Annotated in this window: 22 protein-coding genes and 1 pseudogene; 15 read left to right on the forward strand and 8 right to left on the reverse strand. The window is 71.3% G+C overall.

All coding sequences use genetic code 11. The features are described 5' to 3' along the window. Positions 1-2,979: cation-translocating P-type ATPase (locus VNL12_RS19900; protein ID WP_325596987.1), on the forward strand; the 2,979-nt coding region annotated here is incomplete at its 5' end. Positions 2,980-3,217: 238 nt separating this feature from the next. Then, complete coding sequence (locus VNL12_RS19905; RefSeq protein ID WP_325596989.1) at positions 3,218-4,225, forward strand: DUF6687 family protein; 1,008 nt, start codon at positions 3,218-3,220, stop codon at positions 4,223-4,225. Between the two features lie 234 nt (positions 4,226-4,459). Here VNL12_RS19905 and VNL12_RS19910 read toward each other — a convergent pair whose 3' ends face one another. Together VNL12_RS19910 and VNL12_RS19915 are read right to left on the reverse strand one after the other, a co-directional pair. Further along, positions 4,460-4,984, reverse strand: a complete 525-nt coding sequence (locus tag VNL12_RS19910) for a Uma2 family endonuclease (protein ID WP_325596991.1) — start codon at positions 4,982-4,984, stop codon at positions 4,460-4,462. Positions 4,985-5,027: 43 nt separating this feature from the next. Then, positions 5,028-5,348, reverse strand: coding sequence for a hypothetical protein (locus VNL12_RS19915; protein WP_325596993.1), 321 nt, complete (start codon positions 5,346-5,348; stop codon positions 5,028-5,030). A 124-nt stretch (positions 5,349-5,472) separates the two neighbouring features. On the opposite strand from VNL12_RS19915, the gene VNL12_RS19920 reads away from it, so the two are divergent. The 6 genes and pseudogenes from VNL12_RS19920 to VNL12_RS19940 all read left to right on the forward strand — a co-directional run bounded on the left by VNL12_RS19920 (position 5,473) and on the right by VNL12_RS19940 (position 9,279). Continuing rightward, on the forward strand, positions 5,473-5,631 hold the full coding sequence (locus VNL12_RS19920) for a hypothetical protein (RefSeq protein ID WP_325596995.1): 159 nt from the start codon (positions 5,473-5,475) through the stop codon (positions 5,629-5,631). Between the two features lie 3 nt (positions 5,632-5,634). Further along, complete coding sequence (locus VNL12_RS19925) at positions 5,635-5,979, forward strand: integrase core domain-containing protein (RefSeq protein WP_325596997.1); 345 nt, start codon at positions 5,635-5,637, stop codon at positions 5,977-5,979. 64 nt (positions 5,980-6,043) lie between these two features. Continuing rightward, positions 6,044-6,712 (forward strand): annotated as a pseudogene (locus VNL12_RS21335) (IS1595 family transposase); the annotation flags it as partial. Further along, positions 6,697-7,164 (forward strand): transposase, encoded by a 468-nt coding sequence (locus VNL12_RS21340; protein ID WP_414654944.1) that lies wholly within the window; start codon positions 6,697-6,699, stop codon positions 7,162-7,164. The pseudogene VNL12_RS21335 and the gene VNL12_RS21340, both read left to right, overlap by 16 nt. A 314-nt stretch (positions 7,165-7,478) precedes the next feature. Then, complete coding sequence (locus VNL12_RS19935; protein ID WP_325596999.1) at positions 7,479-8,750, forward strand: ISL3 family transposase; 1,272 nt, start codon at positions 7,479-7,481, stop codon at positions 8,748-8,750. Between the two features lie 178 nt (positions 8,751-8,928). Further along, on the forward strand, positions 8,929-9,279 hold the full coding sequence (locus VNL12_RS19940; RefSeq protein ID WP_325597001.1) for a DUF4234 domain-containing protein: 351 nt from the start codon (positions 8,929-8,931) through the stop codon (positions 9,277-9,279). A gap of 303 nt (positions 9,280-9,582) precedes the next feature. Here VNL12_RS19940 and msrA read toward each other — a convergent pair whose 3' ends face one another. Next, positions 9,583-10,233, reverse strand: a complete 651-nt coding sequence (gene msrA, locus VNL12_RS19945; RefSeq protein ID WP_325597003.1) for a peptide-methionine (S)-S-oxide reductase MsrA — start codon at positions 10,231-10,233, stop codon at positions 9,583-9,585. Positions 10,234-10,393: 160 nt separating this feature from the next. On the opposite strand from msrA, the gene VNL12_RS19950 reads away from it, so the two are divergent. Both VNL12_RS19950 and VNL12_RS19955 read left to right on the forward strand, forming a co-directional pair. Then, on the forward strand, positions 10,394-10,888 hold the full coding sequence (locus VNL12_RS19950; protein ID WP_325597005.1) for an SCO5918 family protein: 495 nt from the start codon (positions 10,394-10,396) through the stop codon (positions 10,886-10,888). Continuing rightward, positions 10,885-11,283, forward strand: a complete 399-nt coding sequence (locus tag VNL12_RS19955; RefSeq protein ID WP_325597007.1) for an aspartyl protease family protein — start codon at positions 10,885-10,887, stop codon at positions 11,281-11,283. Before VNL12_RS19950 ends, VNL12_RS19955 begins: the two co-directional genes overlap by 4 nt. 33 nt (positions 11,284-11,316) lie before the next feature. Here the strand turns inward: VNL12_RS19955 and VNL12_RS19960 are convergent, their stop codons facing one another. Continuing rightward, positions 11,317-12,294 (reverse strand): GDP-mannose 4,6-dehydratase, encoded by a 978-nt coding sequence (locus VNL12_RS19960; RefSeq protein WP_325597009.1) that lies wholly within the window; start codon positions 12,292-12,294, stop codon positions 11,317-11,319. A 157-nt stretch (positions 12,295-12,451) separates the two neighbouring features. Here VNL12_RS19960 and VNL12_RS19965 point away from each other — a divergent pair, with 157 nt between their 5' ends. The 4 genes from VNL12_RS19965 (at position 12,452) to VNL12_RS19980 (ending at position 16,729) form a co-directional block, all read left to right on the forward strand. Beyond that, positions 12,452-13,381, forward strand: coding sequence for a glycosyltransferase family 2 protein (locus VNL12_RS19965; protein WP_325597010.1), 930 nt, complete (start codon positions 12,452-12,454; stop codon positions 13,379-13,381). A 127-nt stretch (positions 13,382-13,508) separates the two neighbouring features. Beyond that, complete coding sequence (locus VNL12_RS19970; RefSeq protein ID WP_325597012.1) at positions 13,509-14,153, forward strand: class I SAM-dependent methyltransferase; 645 nt, start codon at positions 13,509-13,511, stop codon at positions 14,151-14,153. A 130-nt stretch (positions 14,154-14,283) separates the two neighbouring features. Then, the gene (locus tag VNL12_RS19975; RefSeq protein WP_325597014.1) at positions 14,284-15,201 is read left to right on the forward strand and encodes a MoxR family ATPase; all 918 of its coding nucleotides are present in this window, start codon (positions 14,284-14,286) and stop codon (positions 15,199-15,201) included. A 19-nt stretch (positions 15,202-15,220) separates the two neighbouring features. Further along, positions 15,221-16,729, forward strand: coding sequence for a vWA domain-containing protein (locus VNL12_RS19980; RefSeq protein ID WP_325597016.1), 1,509 nt, complete (start codon positions 15,221-15,223; stop codon positions 16,727-16,729). Positions 16,730-16,805: 76 nt separating this feature from the next. On the opposite strand, the gene VNL12_RS19985 is transcribed toward VNL12_RS19980, so the two are convergent. Further along, the gene (locus VNL12_RS19985; RefSeq protein ID WP_325597018.1) at positions 16,806-18,602 is read right to left on the reverse strand and encodes a glycoside hydrolase family 15 protein; all 1,797 of its coding nucleotides are present in this window, start codon (positions 18,600-18,602) and stop codon (positions 16,806-16,808) included. 41 nt (positions 18,603-18,643) lie between these two features. Continuing rightward, positions 18,644-19,210, reverse strand: a complete 567-nt coding sequence (locus tag VNL12_RS19990; protein WP_325597020.1) for a hypothetical protein — start codon at positions 19,208-19,210, stop codon at positions 18,644-18,646. Positions 19,211-19,457: 247 nt separating this feature from the next. On the opposite strand from VNL12_RS19990, the gene VNL12_RS19995 reads away from it, so the two are divergent. Then, entirely contained in the window at positions 19,458-20,120 is a 663-nt protein-coding gene (locus tag VNL12_RS19995) for an O-methyltransferase (RefSeq protein WP_325597022.1), read from the forward strand. Positions 20,121-20,200: 80 nt separating this feature from the next. Here the strand turns inward: VNL12_RS19995 and VNL12_RS20000 are convergent, their stop codons facing one another. Further along, the gene (locus tag VNL12_RS20000; RefSeq protein WP_325597023.1) at positions 20,201-20,911 is read right to left on the reverse strand and encodes a phosphoadenylyl-sulfate reductase; all 711 of its coding nucleotides are present in this window, start codon (positions 20,909-20,911) and stop codon (positions 20,201-20,203) included. A 54-nt stretch (positions 20,912-20,965) separates the two neighbouring features. Further along, positions 20,966-22,414 (reverse strand): nitrite/sulfite reductase (locus tag VNL12_RS20005; RefSeq protein ID WP_325597025.1); only part of this gene is annotated, 1,449 nt, incomplete at its 5' end.

The raw sequence follows: 22,414 nt of genomic DNA on the forward strand, positions 1-22,414 counted from the left end.
GACGCCCTGGTCGAGCGGCTCGGGGCCGATCTCCGCCTCGACGGCGACCTCGTCGACGACGTCCGCATGTTGCAGGAGGACGGCTGCGGTGTCGCCCTGCTCGCCGCCGACCCGGCCGGGCTGGCGGCGGCCGACCTGGGCGTCTGTCTCCGGGAGGGTGGCGTGACGTGGGCCGCCGACGTCGCGTGTGCGGGCATGGCCGACGTCGCCGTCCTGGTCACGGCGGCCGCCGTCGCCCACCAGGTCAGCCGGCAGAGCGCAGCCCTCGCCCTCGGCGGGTCCAGCGTCGGCGCTCTGTTGGGGTTGGCGGTGCCCGCCCCGGCGGCGGGCACCCGGGCCCTGACCGCGGTGAACGTCGCCGCCCTCGTGGCCCAGGCCAACGCAGCGCGCGCCGCGGTCGGCCTCTCCCGCCTGAGGTCCAGCTCACCCCGCCCGGCACCTCCCTGGCACGAGCTGTCGACCGACGAGGTCCTCGACCGCCTCGACAGCTCGGCGGACGGGCTGGCCGACGCGCCGTCGGCCCCGGCCGGCCCGGACGACGACGGTGCCCTCTCGCTGCCCGCCGCCGTCTACCAGGAGCTGGCCAACCCGTTGACGCCCATCCTCGCCGGCGGCGCCGCCCTCTCGACCGCCGTGGGCGGTGCGGGCGACGCCGTGCTGCTGGGGGCGGTCACGGCGGTGAACGCCGTCCTCGGAGGAACCCAGCGCTGGCGCGTGGACCGGGCCGCCCAGGCCCTCGAGGACATGAGCGCCCAGCAGGTGCGCGTGCGGCGGCGCGGTACGGTCGAGGTGGTGGCGGCCGAGGCGCTCGTCGTCGGCGACGTGGTGCTGCTCGCCGCCGGCGACTCGGTGCCGGCCGACTGCCGGCTGCTCGACACAGGGGGCCTCGAGGTGGACGAGTCGCGCCTCACCGGCGAGTCGATGCCGGTGGGGAAGTCCTCGGACCCGGTGCGCACGTCGCTCCTGGCCGAGCGGAGCTCGATGCTCTACGACGGCACCACCATCGCCGTCGGCGAGGCCGCCGCAGTGGTGGTGGCCGTCGGCGCCGACACCGAGTCCGGGGCGGCCGCTGCCGCCGCCGCGGCCGACGACGCACGACCCGGCGGCGTCGAGGCCCGCCTCAGCGAGCTCACCCGACGCGCCCTTCCGCTCTCGGCTCTCGGCGGCGGAGCCGTGATCGCCGCCGGCTTGCTGCACGGCGCCCCTCTGCGCCGGACGCTGCGCGGCGGGGTGAGCCTCGCCGTCGCGGCGGTCCCCGAGGGCCTGCCCCTCCTCGCCACCGTGGCCCAGTCCAGCGCAGCGCGCCGGATCGCAGCGCACGGTGCGCTCGTGCGCAACCCCCGGGCCCTCGAGGCGCTGGGCCGGGCCGACGTGCTCTGCGCCGACAAGACCGGGACACTTACCGGGGGGCGCATCGAGCTGCGGGGGGTCTCGAACGGCGATCGTGACGTCGACCTCACTGCCCTCGAGGAGCACCACCGCTACGTCCTCGCCGTCGCCCTCCGAGCCTCACCGGGGACGCGCGATGACGGCGACCCTCTCCCGCACCTCACCGATCGGGCCGTGGTCGACGGGGCGGCATCGGTGGACGTGTCGGCCTCCGACGGCATGCACCGGTGGGAGCGGCGAACCGAGCTGGCGTTCGAGCCCCGGCGGGGGTACCACGCCGTGCTGGGTGACAACGGCGACGGCTTTCTGCTGAGCGTGAAGGGCGCGCCCGAGGTCGTGGTGCCGCGGTGCCGGGCCTGGGACGACGGGTCCGAGACCCGGGCCCTCGACGACCCGACCACGGACCGCCTCAGGGATCACCTCGACCGCCTGGCGACCCGGGGCCATCGCGTGCTGGCGGTCGCCGAACGTCGGGCGACGAGCAAGAGGGACCTCGACGACGCCCGGGTGGACGAGCTGACCCTGCTCGGCTTCGTCGTCCTCGCCGACCCGGTCCGACCGTCAGCCGCAGACGCCGTGGCCCGCCTGTCGAAGGCAGGGGTGCGGACGGTGATGATCACCGGTGACCACCCGTCCACGGCCCAGGGCATCGCGACCGAGCTGGGCATCGGCGACCATGGCCGGGTGCTCACCGGAGGGGAGGTCGACGGGCTCGACGACGACGCGCTCTCGGCCCTGCTGGAGGAGGTGACCGTCTTCGCCCGGGTCACCCCCGCCCACAAGCTGCGACTCGTCGCCGCCTACCAGGCCGCAGGCCACAGCGTGGCCATGACCGGCGACGGCGCCAACGACGCGCCGGCGATCGCCCGGGCCGACGTGGGCATCGCCATCGGCGAGCACAGCAGCTCGGGGGCCCGCCGATCGGCTGACCTCGTGGTGCCCGACGGCCGCATCGAGGTGATCCTCGACGCCATCGTCGAGGGCCGAGCCATGTGGTCGTCGGTCCGCGACGCCGTCGCCCTGCTCCTCGGCGGCAACCTCGGGGAGGTCATCTTCACGGCGACGGGGACGGCCCTCACGGGGCGTCCGCCCCTCAACGCCCGTCAGCTCCTCCTGGTCAACCTCCTCACCGACGCGCTGCCCGCCATGGCGATCGCCGCCCGGCGGCCTCCGGACCTCTCTCCCGAGCGCATCCTCGCCGAAGGCCCCGACGCCTCCCTGGGGCGGTCGCTCGACGACGCCATCGTGGCCCGGGCCCTGACCACGTCGGGAGGTGCTGCCGCGGCGTGGCTGGGGGGACGGGTGACCGGCCTCCGGAGGAGGGCCGACACCGTCGCCCTGGCGGCGCTGATCGGCACCCAGCTGGGCCAGACCCTGCTCGGCGGTGGGCGCGACCCTCTCGTGCTGGCGGCATCACTCGGCTCGGTCGCCGTGCTCGTCACCGTGGTGCAGACGCCCGGTCTGTCCCAGCTGTTCGGCTGCACGCCGCTCGACCCTGTGGGATGGGCCATCGCCGGCTCGGCCAGCGCCACCGCCGTGGCCTTCTCGCCGCTCGTCGAGCGCGCCGTGGCGAGCCGCCACGAGCGTTGAGGCTCACTCCTCAGCCCTGGTCGGGCCGGACGAACGGACCGCCCTCGAACCTTGCACGCTTGATCACCCATGGTACGTCCAGGCGTCCAAAGCTCCTGGGCCGCTCACCGACCTTGGTGGCCGCGGGCGGCGGACCCCCGGCGCAGGTCGCCGGCGAGCGGCTGGCCCGGCCGCGCCCCCTAGCGCCCCGACCGCGGCCCTTGACCGCAAGCGCGGTAGAGGCCATAACCTCCCCATCATGCCTGTCGTGCACCTCGCCTTCCGCCCGTACGCGGAGGCTTCGGAGGAGCCGAACGTCGTGGTCGACGGCTCGCCCACGGCCAACACCGTCCTCACCCTCTCTCATTGGCCCGGCTCGTCGGACTTGCCGGTGGACCTGCAGGCGGACCTCTCGGCCCAGATGGCGTTCCGCTACCTCGACCGTGCGGAACCTCTTCACGGCGACGCCGCCGTCGTGTCGAACAACCACTTCGACCAGGACGGCCTCGTCAGCATCTTCGCCCTCGCTCACCCCGAGGAGGCGATGCCGCGGCGCCCGTTCCTCGAGGACCTCGCCGCTGCCGGTGACTTCGCCACGTTCCGCGACCGCGACGCAGCTCGGGCGTCGATGGTCGTCTCGGCCTTCACCGACGCCGACCGATCACCGCTCGGACGTTCGCCCGCGGAGTCAGATGACAGAACCGCCTGGCTCTACACCGAGGCGCTCGGCCGGCTGATCGAGCTCGTCGACGACGTCGAGCGCTACCGCCACCTTTGGGCCGCCGAGGACGCCCATCTGGCCGAGAGCGAGGCGGCCATCGCCGACGGCACGGTGCGCATCGCCGAGCGGCCCGATGTCGATCTCGCCGTCGTCACCGTGCCCGAGGGGCGCCACTGGTGGGGCCACCGCTTCGGGGGGCGACGCTACGACGGGGTGCACCCGATGGCGCTCCACAACGTCACCAGTTGCACCGCGCTCCTGCTCGTCGACGGGTCGTACCGGTTCACCTACCGGTACGAGACCTGGGTGCAGTACCGGAGCCGTCCGGTCCGGCCCCGGGTGGACCTCGGGCCGCTGGCCGCCGCGCTCACCGCCGCCGACACCGTGGGGTGGGTCAACGACCCGATCGGCGAGCTCACGCCCGAACTCGCCCCGGTGGGTGCGGCCGGCTCGTCGCTGGCGCCGGACATCGTCACCGAGATGATCGCCCAGCACCTGCGCACCTCGCCCGCAGCGTTCGACCCCTTCACCACGGGTGCCCGCTGACCCGCACACGATCTGAGCCCATCGCAACGAAGGACAGGCCGTGCGAACCGGGCCGATCGAACGGCGGAGCACCGGCTCGTCCGCCGGATCACCGGCGCCGAGGTCGAGCCGGTGGCGAGCGCCGTCCGTCGGCGTCGGTGACGCGGCAAGAGACGCCGGTGCCCCGAGGCCCCACGCCATCGCGGGGACGGCTCGGCGGGGCTGGGAGCGCTCCGGCCTGCAGGCGACCGCGAGTCAGACGGCGATCAACGCCATCACGTCGGCGGGCCCGATCGGGAGGAGAGTGCTGGCGGTGAGGGGCTCGTAGCCGGCGCCATCCGGGGCGATGGCGGACCACTCGACGGTTCCGGCAGTGGGATCCACGATGACGACCTCGGCGACGCCGAGAGAGAGGTAGAACGGTCGCTTGTCGAGCCGCTCGTTCGGCGACAGCACCTCGACCGCGATGGCCGCGGTCAGAAGGTAGTGCTCGGCGTCATCCAGGTCGGCGGTGTCGGCCACCACCACGTCGGGGATCCGGTGGTCGTCCGCCCCACCGACGCCGACCTCCCGACGAACGACCAGACCCCGATCTTCGGCGTGGGGTCGTAGGAGGTCGACGATGAGACCGGTGATGGTCGAGTGGCGGAACGACGGCGGTGGGTTCACGACGTAGACGCCCTCCCAGATCTCGTCGAAGCGGTCCAGACCCGAGCGCCGGCGTTCCTCGATGAGCTCGTTGACGGCCAGCGGTGCCTCCCGGAACAGCACTGACGACATGCCTGGAGCATACTCCTGGCCTCGGACCGATGGCGTGCCGGCGTCAGGCCTCGGCCACGCCGACGGGACAGGAGACCCCGACCATCATCCTGCAGCCGTCACCCCGTGAACTCGCCCCCTCATCGAACGACAGATCTGCACGCCATGAATGCAGCGAAGCTGCGCGACATCCCCTGTACCCCGAGCTGCGCGCATGCCCCGCCCCCAGCGCCCCCGGATCCTCGAGATCTTCAACAGCGTCGCCCGCCACCACCTCATCGACAACGACCACGTCGTCTAGACCTTCGAACCCGCCCTCACGCCCCTCCAACACCAGGTCCTCGACCTCCTCGGCATCCCCGCACACCTGCACCAGCGGCGCCACCCAGCCGTGTCCGATGGGGCCGATAACGCCCCCGAGAAGTGCGGAACGTCAGGCTAGACCCGAACTAGCCAACATCCCGCTCTACCCCGAGCTGCGCGCCTGCCCCGCCCCCAGCGCCCCCCGTGTGCTCGACATCTTCACCGGCGTCGCCCGCCACCACCTCATCGACCACGGCCGCGTCGCCCAGACCTTCGAGCCCACCTTCACGCCCCTACAACACCAGGTCCTCAACCTGCTCGGCGTCCCCGCCGACACCTACACCAACGCCCCCACCAAGCCATGACAAGTGGGGGCGGATAACGCCCCCGAGAAGTGCGGAACGTCAGAATCGGGGTTCAAGACCTTCAAATACCGCCCCGACTTCTCCGGCCGCTTCGACAGCCTCCCCGCCGCGGTCGCCCACGGCGACAGGTTCTTCGACTGGTACAACCTTGAGCACCACCACTGGGGCCTCGCGCTGCTCACCCCCGCCCAGGTCCACTACGGCCACGTCGACACCGTCATCGACCACCGCCAGACCGCCCGCGCCGCGCACACCGAACGCTTCGTCCGCCAAGCGCCCATCGCCAGACGGCCACCCGACGAAGCCTGGATCAACCGACCCCACCAGGAGGACCACTCAACCAACTGAAACCCAAGAAACTGGGTGTAGCGAACTCGGCGCAGGTGTCTCATGTTGTGGTTACGGTGCGTAGATGGGCGGCTGGGGCGATGATCTGGGGACCGAGCCGCCTCGGGGTGGCGTGCACTTCCCGAGGAACGTCCAGGAGTTCGAGGACTGGTTCCGGACCGAGGCCGACGCGGCGGCGTTCCTGGGTGCTGTGAGGTTCCGTGCCGGGGCGGCCTGTCCCCGCTGCGGTGTGGTCGGTCTGTCCCCGCAAGGGCCTCGGGCGTGGTGGTGCGGGGCGTGCCGGCGGCGGACGACGGTGACATCCCAGACGGTGCTGGCGAACGCGAACCTCGACCTGCGCCTGTGGCTGCGGGCGGCGTGGCAGATGACGAACACGAAGACGGGCGTGTCGTCGCAGAGCCTTGAGCGATCGCTGGGGATCAGCCACTCGACGGCGTGGCACCTGCTCCACACGCTCCGGTCGGTGATGGCCCAGACGTCCCGAGCCCGGCTCTCCGGCGACGTCGAGATCGACGAGACCTTCGTCGGCGGCCATGAGGCCGGCGCCGGCGGCCGATCGAAGGGCAAGAAGCAGGTGGTCGTCATCGCCTGCGAGTCGTTGTCGGCCACGAGGATGGGCCGCATCCGGGCCGCCAGGATCGTGGACGCCTCGTCGTTCAGCCTGGCCAAGTTCATCTCGGAGAACGTCGAGGAGGGCACGGCGCTGCTCACCGACGGATGGCCTCCCTACCTCAGCGCGGTCGCCGACCTCGAAGCCCGGGGGCTCAACTACCGACACAAGGCGATGAGCCTCAACGCCGCCGAAGAGCCGCCCACGTGCACTTCCCGCACGTCCACCGCGTCGCCGCCCTCCTCAAGCGCTGGCTCCTCGGGACCCACCAGGGCTCGGTCGAAGCGCACCACCTCGACCAGTACCTCGACGAGTTCGTCTTCAGGTTCAACCGGCGCAGCTCCCGCAACCGGGGCCTCGTCTTCTGGCGCCTCGTCTGCGACCTCGTCGACCCCGGCGTCACCGCCACCACCCGGGCCACCATCGCCACCCGAAAGAGCGCAGTCGCCACCTCCGACGCCCAGCTCGCCGATGCCATCGAGGCATGGAAGAAGGAGCACAAGCGCCAGGTGCAGGCCGCCAGCCGCCGCCGCGCCAAGGACAAGCCTCCCGCCGCCGAACCACACGACGGCTGACGACCACAACATCTGGGATCTGCGCCGAGTTCGCTACACCCCCTCCCCAAGAAACCTCTCAAAGCCTTGACACGTTCCGGGCGGGCCCTTAGTTTACTTGCGTTATGTGCGGGCATCAGCCCATCAACATGGCCCGGAAGAGCCACGCAGGAGGGGATGTAAAAAAGGGCTCTCCTGACCCGGGTGTGGGTGGGGTGAGCGGTGGGGCGTTGTGGCGTCTGGGTGAGGGGCGGGTGGGGGGGTCCGCGTGACGCGCACGGGCTGGGACCAAGGTTCCGGGGTCTCTACTCCCGGTTCCTGGAGGTCACCTGCCCGTGCGCGTCACCACTGCATTCAAGCGTCTTCTGCGTCTCGAGGGGGTGAACGTCACCGCCGTGGAGTTCTTGCCGTCGATGGTCGTGGTCACCGTGGCGTTGCGCCGCCGGCGGCTGATCTGTCCGCACTGCGGTCATGGGACCCGGTTCCGCTACGACACCCGCGACGTTGAGAAGCCGTCGTCGTGGCGGCACCTCGACCTGGGGGTGTGGCGTGTCGAGGTCCGCGCTGCGCTGCGCCGTCTTCGGTGCCCGGCCCATGGGGTGGTCGTCGAGGCGGTCCCCTTCGCCCGCCCCGGGGCGCATCTCACTCGCGACTACGACGACCTTCTGGCCTGGTTGGCGACCCGCATGGACACCACCGCCGTGGCCCGTCTCGCCCGGGTTTCGTGGCGGACCGTCGGCCGCGCCTGTCAACGCGTCGTGGCCACCGAGCTGGACCCCGACCGGCTCAACGGTCTGTTCCGCATTGGGGTCGATGAGATCTCCTGGCGCCGCCACCACAAGTACCTGACCCTTGTCGTCGACCACGACCGCGGGGTGGTCATCTGGGGCGCCCAGGGCCGCGACGCCAAGACCCTCGACGGGTTCTTCGACGAGCTGGGACCGTTGCGCAGCCAGACGATCGAAGCCGTGTCGCTCGACTTGGGCCCCGCGTTCATCAAGTCGGTGACCGCCGAGGGCCACGCCTCCCAAGCAGTCATCTGCGCCGATCCCTTCCACGTGATCAAGCTCGTCGGTGACGCCCTCGACGAGGTCCGCCGCGACCTGTGGCAAGCGCTGCGCCGCCTCCCCGGCGACCGCTGGGCGAAGGACTTCAAGGGGGCCCGGTGGGCGCTGTTGAAGAACCCCGAAGACCTCACCGACCGCCAAGCCGCCCAGCTCGCCAAGCTGCGACGCAACCGGGGCGGCATCTGGCGGGCCTATGAGATGAAGGAACAGTTCCGGGCCATCTTCGCCGGCGACCTCACCCGCGACCAGGCCGCCGTGCTGCTCGACCGGTGGTGCGCCCGGGCGCAGCGCTCCCGGCTCGCCCCGTTCGTCAAGGCCGCCCGCACCATGCGCCGCCGACGCGACCTCATCTTGAACGCCATCGAGCACGGCCTCTCCAACGGCCGCGTCGAAGGCCTCAACAACAAGGTCCGCCTCATCGTCCGCCGCGCCTACGGGTTCCACTCAGCCGACGCCGCCCTCGCCCTCGTCATGCTCGGCGCCGGCCCCATCGACCTCAAGCTGCCCCACGAACACCCAGCCGCACCGGCCGCCGCGTGACCCACAGGAGCGTCAGGAGAGCCGTAAAAAAGTGTCGGAGAGCCATCAGCCAGCGGAGCGTGTCGGCAACGACATTGGACCGGAGTCGACTTCCTCCGCGTTGCCCACAGTGAGTTCACCGAGCGGCTCAGTGAGTTCATTACCCCGCCGCGTCGGCGAGATACGTAGCCCGATCGGTGTGTGGGGGCTGTCCATCGTGACGTTTGGCATTTACGCTCTCGTCTGGTATCACAAGGTCAATCGTGAAGTTCGGGAGTACGACCCATCGATCAGCGTGCAGCCGGGCGTTGCGGTCCTCGCCCTTTCGCTTGGCGGCTTCCTCTGCGGAATCCCTCCGCTCGTTTCCTGGGTGAACACGGGAGGTCGCATCGCTCAAGCTCAACGAGGCGCTGGCATCGAGGACCGGAGCTCTGGGCTCATCGGGCTCTTGCTCTACTTCCTCGCTGGTTTTGGCATCTCCTATTACCAATCCCACCTGAACAAGATCTGGGAGGCCCACGGGAGCCTGTCGCCGGGTACGAAGATCTGAAACGCCGGGCCCGGCATAGGAGCCTCTGCCGGGGAGATAGGGCCTGAGTCGACGACCCAAGGTCTCGTCTCTCCAGCATCATTACCGGATGACGAGGTGCGTGCCGTACTGGAGTTCCGGCCGGTCGATGGGGCCTACGCCGCCGCCGACAACAACACGGGCCGTAGGCGGGGGTCGTGCGGTAATAGCGGCGACCAGTCGCACTGCGATGGCGACGGGTGGCGCCTGGAGGGCTGGGCCTCGCGATCGCCGTCCGACCGACCAGCGCAGCCGAACCCGAGCGCTGACACCCGGCGCCCGGCGTCAGTCGGCCTCGGTTACACCGATCGGACAGATGACGCCCGTGCCGCCGAGGCCGCAGTAGCCGTTGGGCACCTTGTGCAGGTACTGCTGGTGGTAGTCCTCGGCGTAGAAGAACTCGCCGCCGTTGACCACCTCGGTCGTGATCTCGCCGAAGCCGGCGTCGGCCAGGCGGGCCTGGAACTGGTCGCGGCTGGCGGCGGCGGCGGTGAGCTCGTCGTCGGAGAGGCCGTAGACACCCGAGCGGTACTGGGTGCCGACGTCGTTGCCCTGGCCCATGCCCTGGGTGGGGTCATGGCCTTCCCAGAACACCTTCAACAAGGCCTCGAGGCTGACCTTCTCGGGGTCATAGGCCACCAGCACAGCCTCGGTGTGGCCGGTGCGACCGGAGCACACCTCCTCGTAGGTGGGGTTCGGGCTGAAGCCCCCGACGTAGCCCACCGCAGTGGTGACGACACCCGGAACCGTCCAGAAGAGGCGCTCGGCGCCCCAGAAGCAGCCCAGGGCGAACACTGCGGTGCGGGTGCCGTCGAGGAACGGCGGGCGCAGCGGCGTGCCCAGCACGGCGTGGGTGGCCGGGACCGTGATCGGCTCGTCCCGACCCCGCAGCGCCTTCTCCGGATCGACCATCTCGAGCTTGCGACGCAGGAACATCGCTCCAGGCTACGACCGCAGGGCGCTTGGCGGTCGTCCGCCATGGTTGTTTCGCAGACCGCTCGGGGCGGGTGAAAACCTGGCCAAGTACTCACGCCTACCCGAAGGGAGCTCGAGCGGACGGCTTGACCCGAGGTGACGATAAGTACAGAGTAAGAACATGGCCGCCGTGCACGCCACCATCGCCCACCAGCCGTACGATCTGACCCGAGAACGCGTCGAAGACGCGATGAGCGGCGTGGCACCGGAGTCGATCCAGGCTCACTACGCCATCGTGGGCGGTCGTCGGTTCCCGCCCAAGCAGGTCATCGCGGCGGTCACCGGTCTCGATCGCAGCGCGTTCATCAGCACCCAGGCTCGTCGGATCCTCGAGCGGCTGGGCTTCACCGTGGGTCGAGTCGGGTCCCCACCCAGGGGCGCGGGCCCGCCGGTCGGCCTCTCGTCTGCGGCGGACGAGAGGCTCGCTCGGGAGGCCGAGCTGCTTCGGCCGTACATGGGCCAGTTCGTCGCCGTGGATCCTGACTGGACCGAGGTGGTCGTCTCCGGACCCGATCCGACAGCGGTGTCTCGAGCGCTTCGGGCGATCGGACGAGCCGGGGTGATCTTCCGGGTCCCGCTCGATCCATCGCACGACATCGGCGGCTTCGCCTGGTGATCGTCCCCTTCCGAGGCCTACCCGGAGCGCACGGGTTCACCCCGCGCCCGGTCGTCGATGTCGTGGCCGCGCACGAGACCGCATCTCGCGTCGTCGCTCTCTGCGACACCGGTGCGCTGCACAACCGGTTCGCGGCCTGGGTTGCGGATGACATCGGCCTCGACATCCGCGACGTGGAGGCCGAGGCGATCGGGGTCGGGGGCCAACACCTGCTCGCCCGCACCGTCACGCTCTCACTGCGCGTCGGCGACGTCGAGTGGGAGGCGCCGGTGAGCTTCTGCGAGCCGTGGCCGTGGAGCTACCAGCTCCTCGGCCAAGAGGGGTTCTTTCGGTGGTTCGAGGTCGTCGTCCGTGCCGCCGACCGAGAGCTGGAGCTCACGCCGATCGACAGCTAGACGTCGCCTGCGAGAATGATGATGTCCATGGTGTCACCGGCCCGGCGGCTCAGGCGTCGGGCCGGTGACGCGCTGGCGCCAGTCGTTCAGGAGGTCGGTGAGCGTCGTCTCGATCGGGATCTCGGGCTCCCAGCCGACCGCCGCGGTGAGCTTGGCGTGGGAGCCCTTGAGCACGGGTGTGTCGACCGGGCGCAGCAGGTCCGGGTCGGTCTCGAAGCGCAGCGCGACGGTGGCCCGGGCCAGCAGCAGGTCGGCCACCTCTTGCACCGCCAGGTCGACCCCGGAGCAGACGTTGTAGGCCTCGCCGGGCTCACCGCGCAGGGCGAGGAGCCGGTAGGCCCGCACCACGTCGCGCACGTCGGTGTAGTCGCGGCGCGCGCTCAGGTTGCCGATGCGGAGCACCTCGCCGCCGTCGCGCTCGGCCCGGGCGATGCGGCTGGCGAGAGCCGAGGCCACGAACTTGTCGGCCTGGCCGGGACCGAGGTGGTTGAACGCCCGCACCCGCAACACCGGCAGCTCGCGGCCCAGCCACGCCTGGAGGCCCAGGTAGTCGGCCGCCACCTTCGACGCCGCGTACGGGCTGGCCGGGCGCAGCGGGCTCTGCTCGGTGAGGGGCATCTCCTCGGGCCCGGCCTTGCCGTAGACATCCGCGCTCGACACCGCCACGACCCGACCGACACCGGCGGCGGACGCGGCGGCGAGCACGTTGAGCGTCCCCTCGGCGTTGGCGCGGAACGTGGCGACCGGATCGTTCCACGACCCTCCGACGTCGGCCCACCCGGCCAGGTGGTACACGACCTCGGGGGCGGCCGCGGCGACCTCGGCGGCGATGGCGGCGGCATCGGTGATGTCCGCGCCCCCGTGGCTCGGATCGGTGGTGCCGACCTCGTCGCCGGCGTCGACGAGGTGAGCGACGAGATGGCGGCCGACGAACCCGCCGGCGCCGGTGACCAGCGCCCTCATCGCGCCCCGGAGGAGGGCGACGAGGTCGGTTGGGCGGGGGCCGGGCACATGGGCGGCGATGGTAGCGCCGTCCCGCCAGCTCGCCGAGGTGCCGGGAGGCCCGGCGGTCCTGGGTCGACCAAAGGTGCTCCACTACGCTCGTTCGACCCGGCGGCGCGCCCGTGACGACCGGATCTGCGTGCCGGCCGGGCGCGAGAGGAGCTCCGTGTCCCCCCAACTGTCGGTGCTGCTGCCGGCGTACAACGAGGCTGAGAACCTCGCCGAGCTGGTGCCCGAGATCGGCGAGGTGCTCGACGCCGCCGGGATCGACCACGAGATCGTCGTGGTCGACGACGGCAGCACCGACGGCACCCGCACCGTGATCCATGGGCTCCGCAGCGACACCGTGCGATCGATCCGGTTGCGGCGAAACTCGGGCAAGTCCGCCGCCCTGGCCATCGGGGTCGAGCAGGTCGAAGGGGAGTACCTGGCCCTCATGGACGCGGATGGCCAGGACGACCCCGCCGAGCTGCCCCGGCTGCTCGACCACCTCGCCACCGCCGGCATCGACCTCGTCACCGGCCGTCGATCGGTGCGCAACGACCGCTTCGTCAAGCGCACCACCTCCAAGCTGTACAACGGGGCCACGGCCAAGGTCACCGGTGTGCCCGGCCGGGACTTCAACAGCGGCCTGAAGGTGATGCGGACCGAGCTGGCCCGGTCCTTTCAGCTCTACGGCGAGCTCCACCGCTACATCCCGGTGCTGGCGGTCTGGAACGGCTTCAAGGTCGGCGAGCTCGACGTCGAGCACCACGAGCGCCGCCACGGCCGCTCGAAGTTCGGGCGGGCCCGCTTCTGGCGTGGCTTCCTCGACCTGGTGACGGTCAAGTTCCTCACCACCTACACGGCCCGCCCCTTCCACCTCTTCGGTGGCATCGGCTTCGTCATCGGCGTGGTGGGCGCGGGCCTGCTGGGCTGGATGGCGGTCGAGCGCATCCTGGGCCAGGAGATCGGCACCCGGCCGGCGCTGCTGGCGGGCGTCCTGCTCGTCGTGGTCGCGGTGCAGATCGTGTCGTTGGGGCTCCTCGGGGAGCTCATGGTGAACCTGCGCCGGCGGCGCAGCCTCGATTCCACCGCCGAGGGAGATCTCCGATGAGCGAGCGCAGCGAGCGAATCAGACGGCACGGGTTCTCTGACGGCGGAGCGTGCGGAGCCGGCAGCGGTCATTGGTGCCCGGCGATGGGAGCTCAGCTTGGTGTGACCGACAACGAGGGTAGGCGCCAATGAGCGAGCGACGCGGCGGGACACCGATCGGCCTGGCGCCCGGTGCCCCCGATGAGGCCGCCGGCCAGGACGCGGCCAAGTACGGCACCTCCAACCCGGTGGTGCAGCGGCTCCTCGGCCGGTGGATGGAGGAGATCCACGAGATCCTCGGGCCTGTCTCCGGGGTCGTCGTCGACATCGGGGTGGGTGAGGCCCTGGCCCTCGAGCGGATGATCCCCGGCGGTCACCCGGCGGTCGGCCTCGAGTACCGCCTCGACAAGGCCCGCGCCGCCACCGAGCGCCTCGACTGGCTGGCGCCGGTCTGCGGTGACGCCGGGATGTTGCCGTTCCCGGACCGGTGCGCGGATCTGGTCACGTGCATCGAGATCCTCGAGCACCTCCCCACCTACCGGCCCGCGGTGGCCGAGCTGGCCCGCATCACCCGGGGTCGCTGCGTCGTGTCGGTGCCGTGGGAGCCGTGGTTCCGCCTCGGCAACCTGGGCCGGGGCAAGAACGTGGGCCGGTTCGGCAACGACCCCGAGCACGTGCAGGCCTTCACGCCCAAGAAGCTGGTGAAGGCGCTCCGCCGGGGGTTCCGCGACGTCGAGCTGCACCCGTGCTTCCCCTGGTTGATCGCCGAATGCCGGGGCCCCAAGCGCCCCTGACGCGACCGGAGCCCAAGGAGCCGGCGGCCGAAACCGTTCTGGCGCAGCGAGGCGTCGTCCACGCGCGGGGGGAGTCTCGGCTTCCGATGTCGGTTGACCGCCCGGTCAAGCGGTTCGGTACGCTGCCGCGATGTCCGACATCGCGTCTGATCCCCGGTTCGAGTCCGTCGACGCCGTTCGTGACGGCCTCCGTGACACCCAGTACCTCGCCGATGAGGGGATCGCCGGCATCGTCTACCTGGCCGACCGACTGGGCAAGCCGGTGCTGGTCGAGGGCCCGGCCGGCACCGGCAAGACGCAGCTGGCCAAGTCGGTGGCCGAGATGACCGGGGCCCGGCTCATCCGCCTGCAGTGCTACGAGGGGCTCGATGAGTCCAAGGCGCTCTATGAGTGGAACTACAAGAAGCAGCTGCTGCGCATCCAGGCCGAGCGCACCGACGACTCGACGTGGAGCGAGGTCGAGGAGGACATCTTCTCCGACGAGTTCCTCCTCACCCGCCCGCTGCTCGAGGCCATCAGCGCCGATGAGCCGGTCGTGCTCCTGATCGACGAGGTCGATCGCGTCGAAGTGGAGACCGAGGCCCTGCTGCTCGAGATCCTCTCCGACTACCAGGTGTCGATCCCCGAGCTCGGCACCATCACGGCCAAGCAGATCCCACTGGTGTTCCTCACCTCCAACACCACCCGCGAGCTCTCCGAGGCCCTGAAGCGGCGCTGCCTCTTCCTGCACATCGACTACCCCGACATGGAGCGCGAGAAGGAGATCGTCCGCACCAAGGTCCCCGACATCTCCGAGGCCCTCGCCGACCAGGTCGCCCGCATCGTGCGCTCCCTGCGCCAGCTCGACCTGAAGAAGTCGCCGTCGGTGTCCGAGACCCTCGACTGGGCCCGCACCCTGATGCTCCTCGGTGTCACCGAGGTCGACTCCGAGACGGCCACCAGCACGGCCAACATCTTGCTCAAGTACCAGTCCGACATCGCCAAGGCGGTGCGCGAGCTGGCCTCGGACCAGTCCGGGGTCAAGGCGAACGCCTCGGGCCCGAAGTGATCGCCGGGCGCTGACCGCGATGGCCTCGGACCCCGCCGCCCCCGAGCTGGCCCACGCCTCGGGGGAAGCCCTGCTCGAGCTGCTCTCGGGTTTCATCGTCGAGCTGCGCGAGGCGGGTCTGCCGGTCAGCCTCACCGAGAACCTCGACGCCCTCGAGGCGGTCAAGCACATCCCCCTCGAGGACCGCAGCGCGTTCAAGTCCGCCCTCGGCGCCACGCTGGTGAAGTCCTACGCCCACTGGCGGGCGTTCGAGACGGTGTTCGAGGTCTACTTCTCGCTGCGCCGCGGACAGCACGCACCCGACGAGGACGGCAGCGCGACCAACGGCGAGATCGACCCCGACGACCTCGACGGCCAGCTGCCGGGGCAGGGCGACGGCGAGGGCAAGGGCGCCGGGGGCGGCGGTGAGGCCCTCAGCCCCGAAGAGCTGGCCCAGATGCTCTACCAGGCGCTGCTCAACGGCAACGACGCCATGCTCCGCGCCCTCGCTCGCCAGGCCGTGAAGCGCTACGCCGGCATGGAGCCGGGGCGCCCCGTCGGCGGCACCTACTACCTCTATCGCACACTGCGGAACCTCGACCTCGACAACATCCTCGACACGTTGATGGACCAGGCCCGCCAACAGGCGGCGGAGGAGGGCAACGACCTCACCAGCCTCGAGGAGCGGCTCGAGAAGGACGAGTTCCAGAGCCGCATCGAGGGCCTCAAGCACGAGGTCGAGGCCGAGATCCGGCGCCGGCTGGTGGCCGACCGCGGCGTCGAGGCCATGGCCCGGACGTTGCGCAAGCCCTTGCCCGAAGACGTCGACTTCATGCACGCCAGTCGGGAGGAGATGGTCAACCTCCGCAAGGCGCTCTACCCCCTCACCCGGCGCCTGGCGGTGCGCCTGGCCCGCAAGCGCCGCCACGGGCGCAAGGGCGCCCTCGACTTCCGGGCCACGGTGCGGGCCTCGCTCAGCTACGGCGGGGTGCCGGCGGACCCGAAGTTCCGCTACCCCCGCCCCCACAAGCCCGAGATCTTCGTCGTGGCCGACATCTCCGGCTCGGTCGCCGCCTTCGCCCGCTTCACCCTGATGCTCGTCTACGCCATCAGCAACCAGTTCTCCCGCGTGCGGGCCTTCACCTTCATCGACGGCATCGACGAGGTCACCCGCTTCTTCGAGGGCAACGAGGACATCAACCAGGCGATCCACCGGGTCAACACCGAGGCTGACGTGGTGTGGGTCGACGGCCACTCCGACTACGGCCACGCCTTCGAGGAGTTCTGGAACCGTTGGGGACGCGAGATCGGACCCAAGACCACCGTCATCCTCCTCGGCGATGCCCGGAACAACTACCACGCCGCGCAGTCCTGGGTGGTCAAGGAGATCCAGCACCGGGCCCGTCACGTCTACTGGCTGAACCCCGAGCCGCGCAGCTACTGGGACACGGGCGACTCGATCGTGGGGGAGTACTCCACCCACTGCGACGGCGTGTTCGAGTGCCGGAACCTCCGCCAGCTCGAACGCTTCATCGACCACCTGGCCTGAGCTGGTTCCCTGACCCCCCGTTCTTGCGTACCTGAGTCGCGCCGGGCGCGACTCAGGTACGCAATATCGGGAGGAATCACGGGTTCGGGCGGGCGCCGGGGTGGCGGGCCCCGCCCCGGGCGGTGAGGAGCATGGCCGACTCGACCAGGCCGATGTGGGAGAACGCCTGGGGGAAGTTGCCCAGCAGGCGCCCGGCGACGGGGTCCCACTCCTCGGCCAGGAGACCGACGTCGTTGCGCAGGGCGACCAGGCGCTCGTAGAGGGCGCGACCCTCGGCGGCGCGTCCCATCACCACGAGTGCGTCGACCAGCCAGAACGAGCAGAGCAGGAACACCCCTTCGCTGCCGGCCAGGCCGTCGTCGGTGTGCTCGGGGCGGTAGCGGAGGACGAAGCCGTCCTCGGTGAGCTCGCGCTGGATGGCCTGAACGGTCGCCGCGACGCGCGGGTCGCGCGGGGGCAGGAACCCGACGAGGGGAACGAGCAGGAGGCTGGCATCGAGGGCGGTGCCGCCGTAGGATTGCACGAGGACGCCGCGGTCATCGACGCCGTGGGCCAGCACCTCAGCGTGGATCTCGTCGCGAAGCGCCGCCCAGCGGGCGGTCGGGGCGTCGAGGTGGGCCAGCTCGGACCACCGCAGCGCCCGATCGAGGGCCACCCAGGCCATCACCTTCGAGTGGGTGAAGTGGCGTGCCCCGCCCCGGACCTCCCAGATGCCCTCGTCGGGTTGCCGCCAGATCTCGGCCAGGTGCTCGACGAGGGCAGTCGCGAGGGGCCAGGTGACGCCGTCGACGTCACCGACCCCGGCCACGGCGGCCTGGTGCAGGGCGTCGAGCACCTCCCCGAAAACGTCGAGCTGGAGCTGGTCGTGGGCCGCGTTGCCCACCCGCACGGGCTGTGACCCCTCGTACCCGGGCAGCCACGGCACGTCCCACTCCGGCAGGCGGCGCTCACCGGCGCAGCCGTACATGATCTGGACCTGGTCGGGACGGCCGGCGACGGCGCGCAACAGCCACTCCCGCCAGGCTGCGGCCTCGGCGGTGAAGCCGGCCTCGAGCAGGGCCATCAGGGTGTAGGTGGCGTCGCGCAGCCAGCAGTAGCGGTAGTCCCAGTTGCGTTCGCCGCCGATGTGCTCGGGCAGCGACGTGGTGGCGGCGGCCACGATGCCGCCGGTGGGGGCGTAGGTGAGCCCCTTCAACACGGTGAGCGACGAGGTCACCACGTCGGTCCACTCGCCGCAGTGGCGGCTGCGGCTGCTCCACTCCTCCCACCACTTCGTCGTGCGCTCGACGTTGCGGGCCACGTCGAAGAGCTCGGGCGTCGGTTCGGCCGAGGGGTGCCAGGCCAGCTCGAAGCCCGCCGACTCATTGGTGGCCAGTGTGAAGGCCGCCACGTGGCGCCAGCCGTCGGGCTGGACGGGAACGGGGGACGACAGCAGCAGGGCATCGGGCCCGGCGACGAACCGGACCTGGCCGTCATGGCGCCGCACCCAGGGCACGATCGAGCCGTAGTCGGGGCGGACGACCAGCTCCATGCGCATGGGCACCCGACCGCTCACCCCCTCGACGAGCCGGGCCACCTGCAGGGTGCGGTCGCGCACCGGCATGCAGTCGATGAGGCGGACGGTGCCCTCGGCGGTGTGGAACGTGGTCTCGAGCACGAGGGTGCCGGGGCGGTAGCGACGCTCGACCCGCACCACCGGGACGGCCGGCGCGATCAGCCAGCGCCCGTGGGCGGGTGTGCCCAGCAGGGCGGCGAAGCAAGCCGGTGAGTCGAAGCGGGGGAACGTCAACCAGTCGATCGATCCGTCGCGCCCCACCAGCGCGGCCGACTCGGTATCGGAGAGCAGTGCGTAGTCCTCGATGCGTCCGGCCATCCGTCATTCGTAGTCCGTGGCGCCCCCTTTCACCTACGCCGTCATCGCCTGGCCTTGCCGCCGAACCGACTGCGGCCCCGCTTGCGCTCCGCGTCGGCCGATGGCGCGCTGAAGCCGGAGGATGCCGGCACCGACGGTCGGGTGGCGCCCGCAGGCTCCTCGGCCTCGAGCTGGATCGGCACCCCACCGAGGGCGTCGAGCACCAGGTTCAGGCTGACGAACGGGTCGTGGGCCAGCTCGGCGGCATCGACCGGGTCGGCGTCGCCCACGGTGCCGCTCCCGTCGAAGGCGAGGGCCTCACCGGCGTGGGCGGCGCGGGTGAGCTCGCCCCCACCGCTGATCTCGACGGTGCCTCGCAGCACGATGACGAGGCCGGAACCGGCCTGGGCGTCGAGCAGCACGGTGCCGGCCCGCACGACCACGTTGAGGCTGCCGTGGCCGAGGTCGACGCCGGGGCTGGACGGCTCGGCCCGGGCCCACACGGCTCCCTGGGTGACGCCGACGACCGGCGGGGAGCCGTCGGCCCCGGGCCGGATGTCGACCTCGGCCGCCGGCGACCGCCGGATCACGACGTCGGGCGCCAGGGTGTCCTCGGTGAGGTCGGTCATGGGGATCTCCGTCGGGTGCGGTGGCGGGACGGACTCGAGCAGCCCGGTCCGAGGTCACCCGGCCCGCACGCTATCGGCCGGTTCCGACCGGTCTACACCGACAGGGACCGTGCCGAGGGTGTGATCGCCGGCATCGGTGCGGGCTGGCGTCCCGGTGGGCCCCGCACCGCCTCGATCGCCGAGGCGAGCCTCTCCGGCTTGGCGCCGGGCCGGGACGGCTGCGGGTAGCGGAGGCAAGGATGGGGACATGAGCCCTCGATCGTTCCTGCTGTCTGATGCCCTGGCCTCCTACGTGGTCGGCCACAGCGAGCCCCTCGATCCGGTGGCTCGCGCCCTGATCGAGCGGACTGCGGCACTGGGCGACGTCTCAGGCATGCAGATCGGACCCGACCAGTTCGTGGTCATGGGCCTCCTCGCCCGGATGACCGGAGCCCGTCGCGCCGTCGAGGTGGGCACCTTCACCGGGCTCTCCGCCCTCGCCGTGGCCCGGAACCTGGCCCCGGGGGGCCGACTGGTGTGCTGCGACGTGAGCGAGGAGTGGACGGCGCTCGGCCGCTCCGCGTGGCGCGACGCCGGCGTCGATGACCGCGTCGAGCTGCGCATCGGCCCGGCCACCGAGACCCTCGCCGGCGACCTCTTCGGTGACGACGAGCCGATCGACATGGCCTTCGTCGATGCTGACAAGGGCGGCTACGTCGCCTACCACGACCTCCTCGTCCCCAGGCTGCGCCCCGGAGGTGTGCTGGCGGTCGACAACACCCTCTGGGGCGGCGAGGTCATCGAGCCCGACCCCTCCGACGCCAACCGCACCGCCATCCGCGCCTACAACGACCACGCCGCGGCCGACGACCGGGTCGACACGGTGATCCTGACCGTCGGCGACGGCCTGACCCTCAACGTCCGCCGCTGAGGCCCACCCCGCTCGGTGGATGGAACGGTGTCGCCCGCGGTGCCCAGAGCCCGGCCGTGGGCCCCACCCAGCGGGCCGCGTCACATGACGTGGAGGCCGCACTCCGTCTTGTCCTGGCCCCGCCAGCGCCCGGCGCGGGCGTCCTCACCGTCGGCGACCCGCGAGGTGCACGGCATGCAGCCGATCGACGGGTAGCCCTGGAGGGTCAGCGGGTTCACGGCGATGTGGTGATCGTCGATGTAGCCCTGCACGTCGAGGTCGGACCACGTGGCGAGGGGGTTGATCTTCACCAGGCCCCGGAGGTCACGCACCACGATGGGGGCGGTCTCGCGGGTGCCGGCCTCGGCCCGGCGCAGGCCGCTCATCCAGGCCGCCTTGCCGGCGAGGGCCCGATCGAGCTGACCGACCTTCACCGCCGAGCAGCAGTTCTCCGGGTCGGCGGCCCAGAGCGCTTCCTCCTGGCGGGCGACGGTCATCATCCGCAGGTTCAGCCCGTAGCGCCGTCGGACGTCCTCGACGGTCTCGAGCGTCTCGGGGAAGTGGTAGCCGGTGTCGATGAAGACGACCTCGATGCCCGGGTCGACCTTCACCGCCAGGTCGATGAGCACGGCGTCGGTGAACGAGGCCGTCATGCTCAGGTGGGGGGCGAAGGTGTCGACCGCCCACTGGATGACCTTCGACGCCGGCAGCCGCTCGAACTCGCGGTTGAGCTCGGCCAGCTCGTCGTCGGTGTGATCGGGGATGGCCAGCGGGCCGAGCCCGGGACCGGTCCGCTCGCGGTGCTCACTCATCGTGCAGACCTCGGGGAGGGGAGGCGGTGGGGGACGGTGGGGTGGGGGAGGGGCTCACGTGGCCGCGCACTCGCCTGCGCCGACCTCGGCCTCGTACGGGCCGGTCTCGCCGTAGTCGACGTAGAAGTCGGGCGCCTCGGCCGGAGGCGGGAAGACCCCGTGGTCCTTCAGTCCCTCGGCGACGCCCTTGGCCCCACCGGAGCGGTCGAGCCAGCTGCGGAACGCCTCACCCGGCTCGCGCTCGTCGTTGAAGCGGCGGACGACCGCAACGGCGGCCTCGGGGGCGGCCTTGGCCGGCAGGCGCAGCGCCCGGGCGCCGAACTCGGCTCGCTCCTGGCCGACGTAGCCGCCGAGGAGCATCTGGTACCCCGGCGCCGCGGTGCCGTGGGCCCGGCGCTCGGCGCCGTAGAAGCCGATGTCAGCGGTGTGGTGCTGGCCGCAGGAGTTGGTGCAGCCCGAGATGTTGATGCGCAAGCCGCCGACGGTGGCCAGGCCCTCCTCCTCGAGCTTCTCGCCGATGGCCGAGGCCAGGCCCCGGCTCTGGGTGACGGCCAGGTTGCAGGTGTCGGCCCCGGGGCACGCGACCACGTCGCGCACCAGCTCGGCGCCGGGCTGGGCCATGCCGATCTCGGCCAGGCGCTCGTAGAGGCGGGGAAGCTGGTCCTCGGTGAGGCCGCGGTAGACGATGTTCTGGCGGTTGGTGAGGCGCACATCGGCGTGCAGCTCGCGCTGGATGGCGGCCAGCGCCCGCCACTGGGCGGAGGTGACGTCGCCGAGCCGGCTCCAGGCGTAGGCCGAGACGGTGCCCTTGGCCTCGCCCCGCACCACGTTGGCGCTCTCCCACGCCTCATAGGCGCCGGAGCGGATGGCGACGGCGGTGCCGTGGCCCATCGGCGTGGCCGCGACGCTCTCGGAGCGCCCGGCCGGCTCGTCGCCGTGGGTGCGCACCTGCTCGGGGATGCCGCCCGGCCAGGTGGCCGAGGCGATGAGCAGGTTGCGCTCCTTGAGCACGCGGGCCTGGAGCTCGTCCCAGCCCATGGTGTCGACGAGCCACTTCATGCGGGCCCGGATCTTGTTGTCGCGGTTGCCGTGGTTGTTGAACACCCGCAGGATCGCCTCGAGGGTGGCCATGAGCGCCTCGCGCGGCGTGAACTCCTCGAGGGCGAGCGCCGGGTGCGGGTTGGCGCCCAGCCCCCCGGCCACGAACACCCGGAAGCCCCGTTCGACGGTGCCGTCGGGAAGGGTGCGGGCGACGCCGATGACCCCGGCGTCGTTGAACATGGCCTGGCCGCAATCGGTGTCGCAGCCCGAGAAGTTGATCTTGAACTTCCGTGGGAGCCGCTGGCTCAGGGGGTGGCGCAAGAAGTACTGGGTGGCGGCCTCGGCCCACGGGCTGATGTCGATGTGCTCGAAGGGGCAGGCGCCGGCGAGGTGGCAGCCCTGCACCGTGCGGACCGTGTCGCCGCAGGCCTCGCGGGTCGTGAGGCCCACCGAGGCGAGCTG

This window comes from Iamia sp., assembly GCF_035575815.1.
GTDB lineage: Bacteria > Actinomycetota > Acidimicrobiia > Acidimicrobiales > Iamiaceae > Iamia.

Excerpts from the sequence above, each read along its gene's own strand:
- VNL12_RS19905 (WP_325596989.1), top strand. The coding sequence starts at position 3,218 with ATGCCTGTCGTGCACCTCGCCTTCCGCCCGTACGCGGAGGCTTCGGAG.
- VNL12_RS19910 (WP_325596991.1), bottom strand. The coding sequence starts at position 4,984 with ATGTCGTCAGTGCTGTTCCGGGAGGCACCGCTGGCCGTCAACGAGCTC.
- VNL12_RS21340 (WP_414654944.1), top strand. The coding sequence starts at position 6,697 with ATGGCCTCCCTACCTCAGCGCGGTCGCCGACCTCGAAGCCCGGGGGCT.
- msrA (WP_325597003.1), bottom strand. The coding sequence starts at position 10,233 with ATGTTCCTGCGTCGCAAGCTCGAGATGGTCGATCCGGAGAAGGCGCTG.
- VNL12_RS19950 (WP_325597005.1), top strand. The coding sequence starts at position 10,394 with ATGGCCGCCGTGCACGCCACCATCGCCCACCAGCCGTACGATCTGACC.
- VNL12_RS19970 (WP_325597012.1), top strand. The coding sequence starts at position 13,509 with ATGAGCGAGCGACGCGGCGGGACACCGATCGGCCTGGCGCCCGGTGCC.
- VNL12_RS19975 (WP_325597014.1), top strand. The coding sequence starts at position 14,284 with ATGTCCGACATCGCGTCTGATCCCCGGTTCGAGTCCGTCGACGCCGTT.
- VNL12_RS19980 (WP_325597016.1), top strand. The coding sequence starts at position 15,221 with ATGGCCTCGGACCCCGCCGCCCCCGAGCTGGCCCACGCCTCGGGGGAA.
- VNL12_RS19985 (WP_325597018.1), bottom strand. The coding sequence starts at position 18,602 with ATGGCCGGACGCATCGAGGACTACGCACTGCTCTCCGATACCGAGTCG.
- VNL12_RS19990 (WP_325597020.1), bottom strand. The coding sequence starts at position 19,210 with ATGACCGACCTCACCGAGGACACCCTGGCGCCCGACGTCGTGATCCGG.
- VNL12_RS19995 (WP_325597022.1), top strand. The coding sequence starts at position 19,458 with ATGAGCCCTCGATCGTTCCTGCTGTCTGATGCCCTGGCCTCCTACGTG.
- VNL12_RS20000 (WP_325597023.1), bottom strand. The coding sequence starts at position 20,911 with ATGAGTGAGCACCGCGAGCGGACCGGTCCCGGGCTCGGCCCGCTGGCC.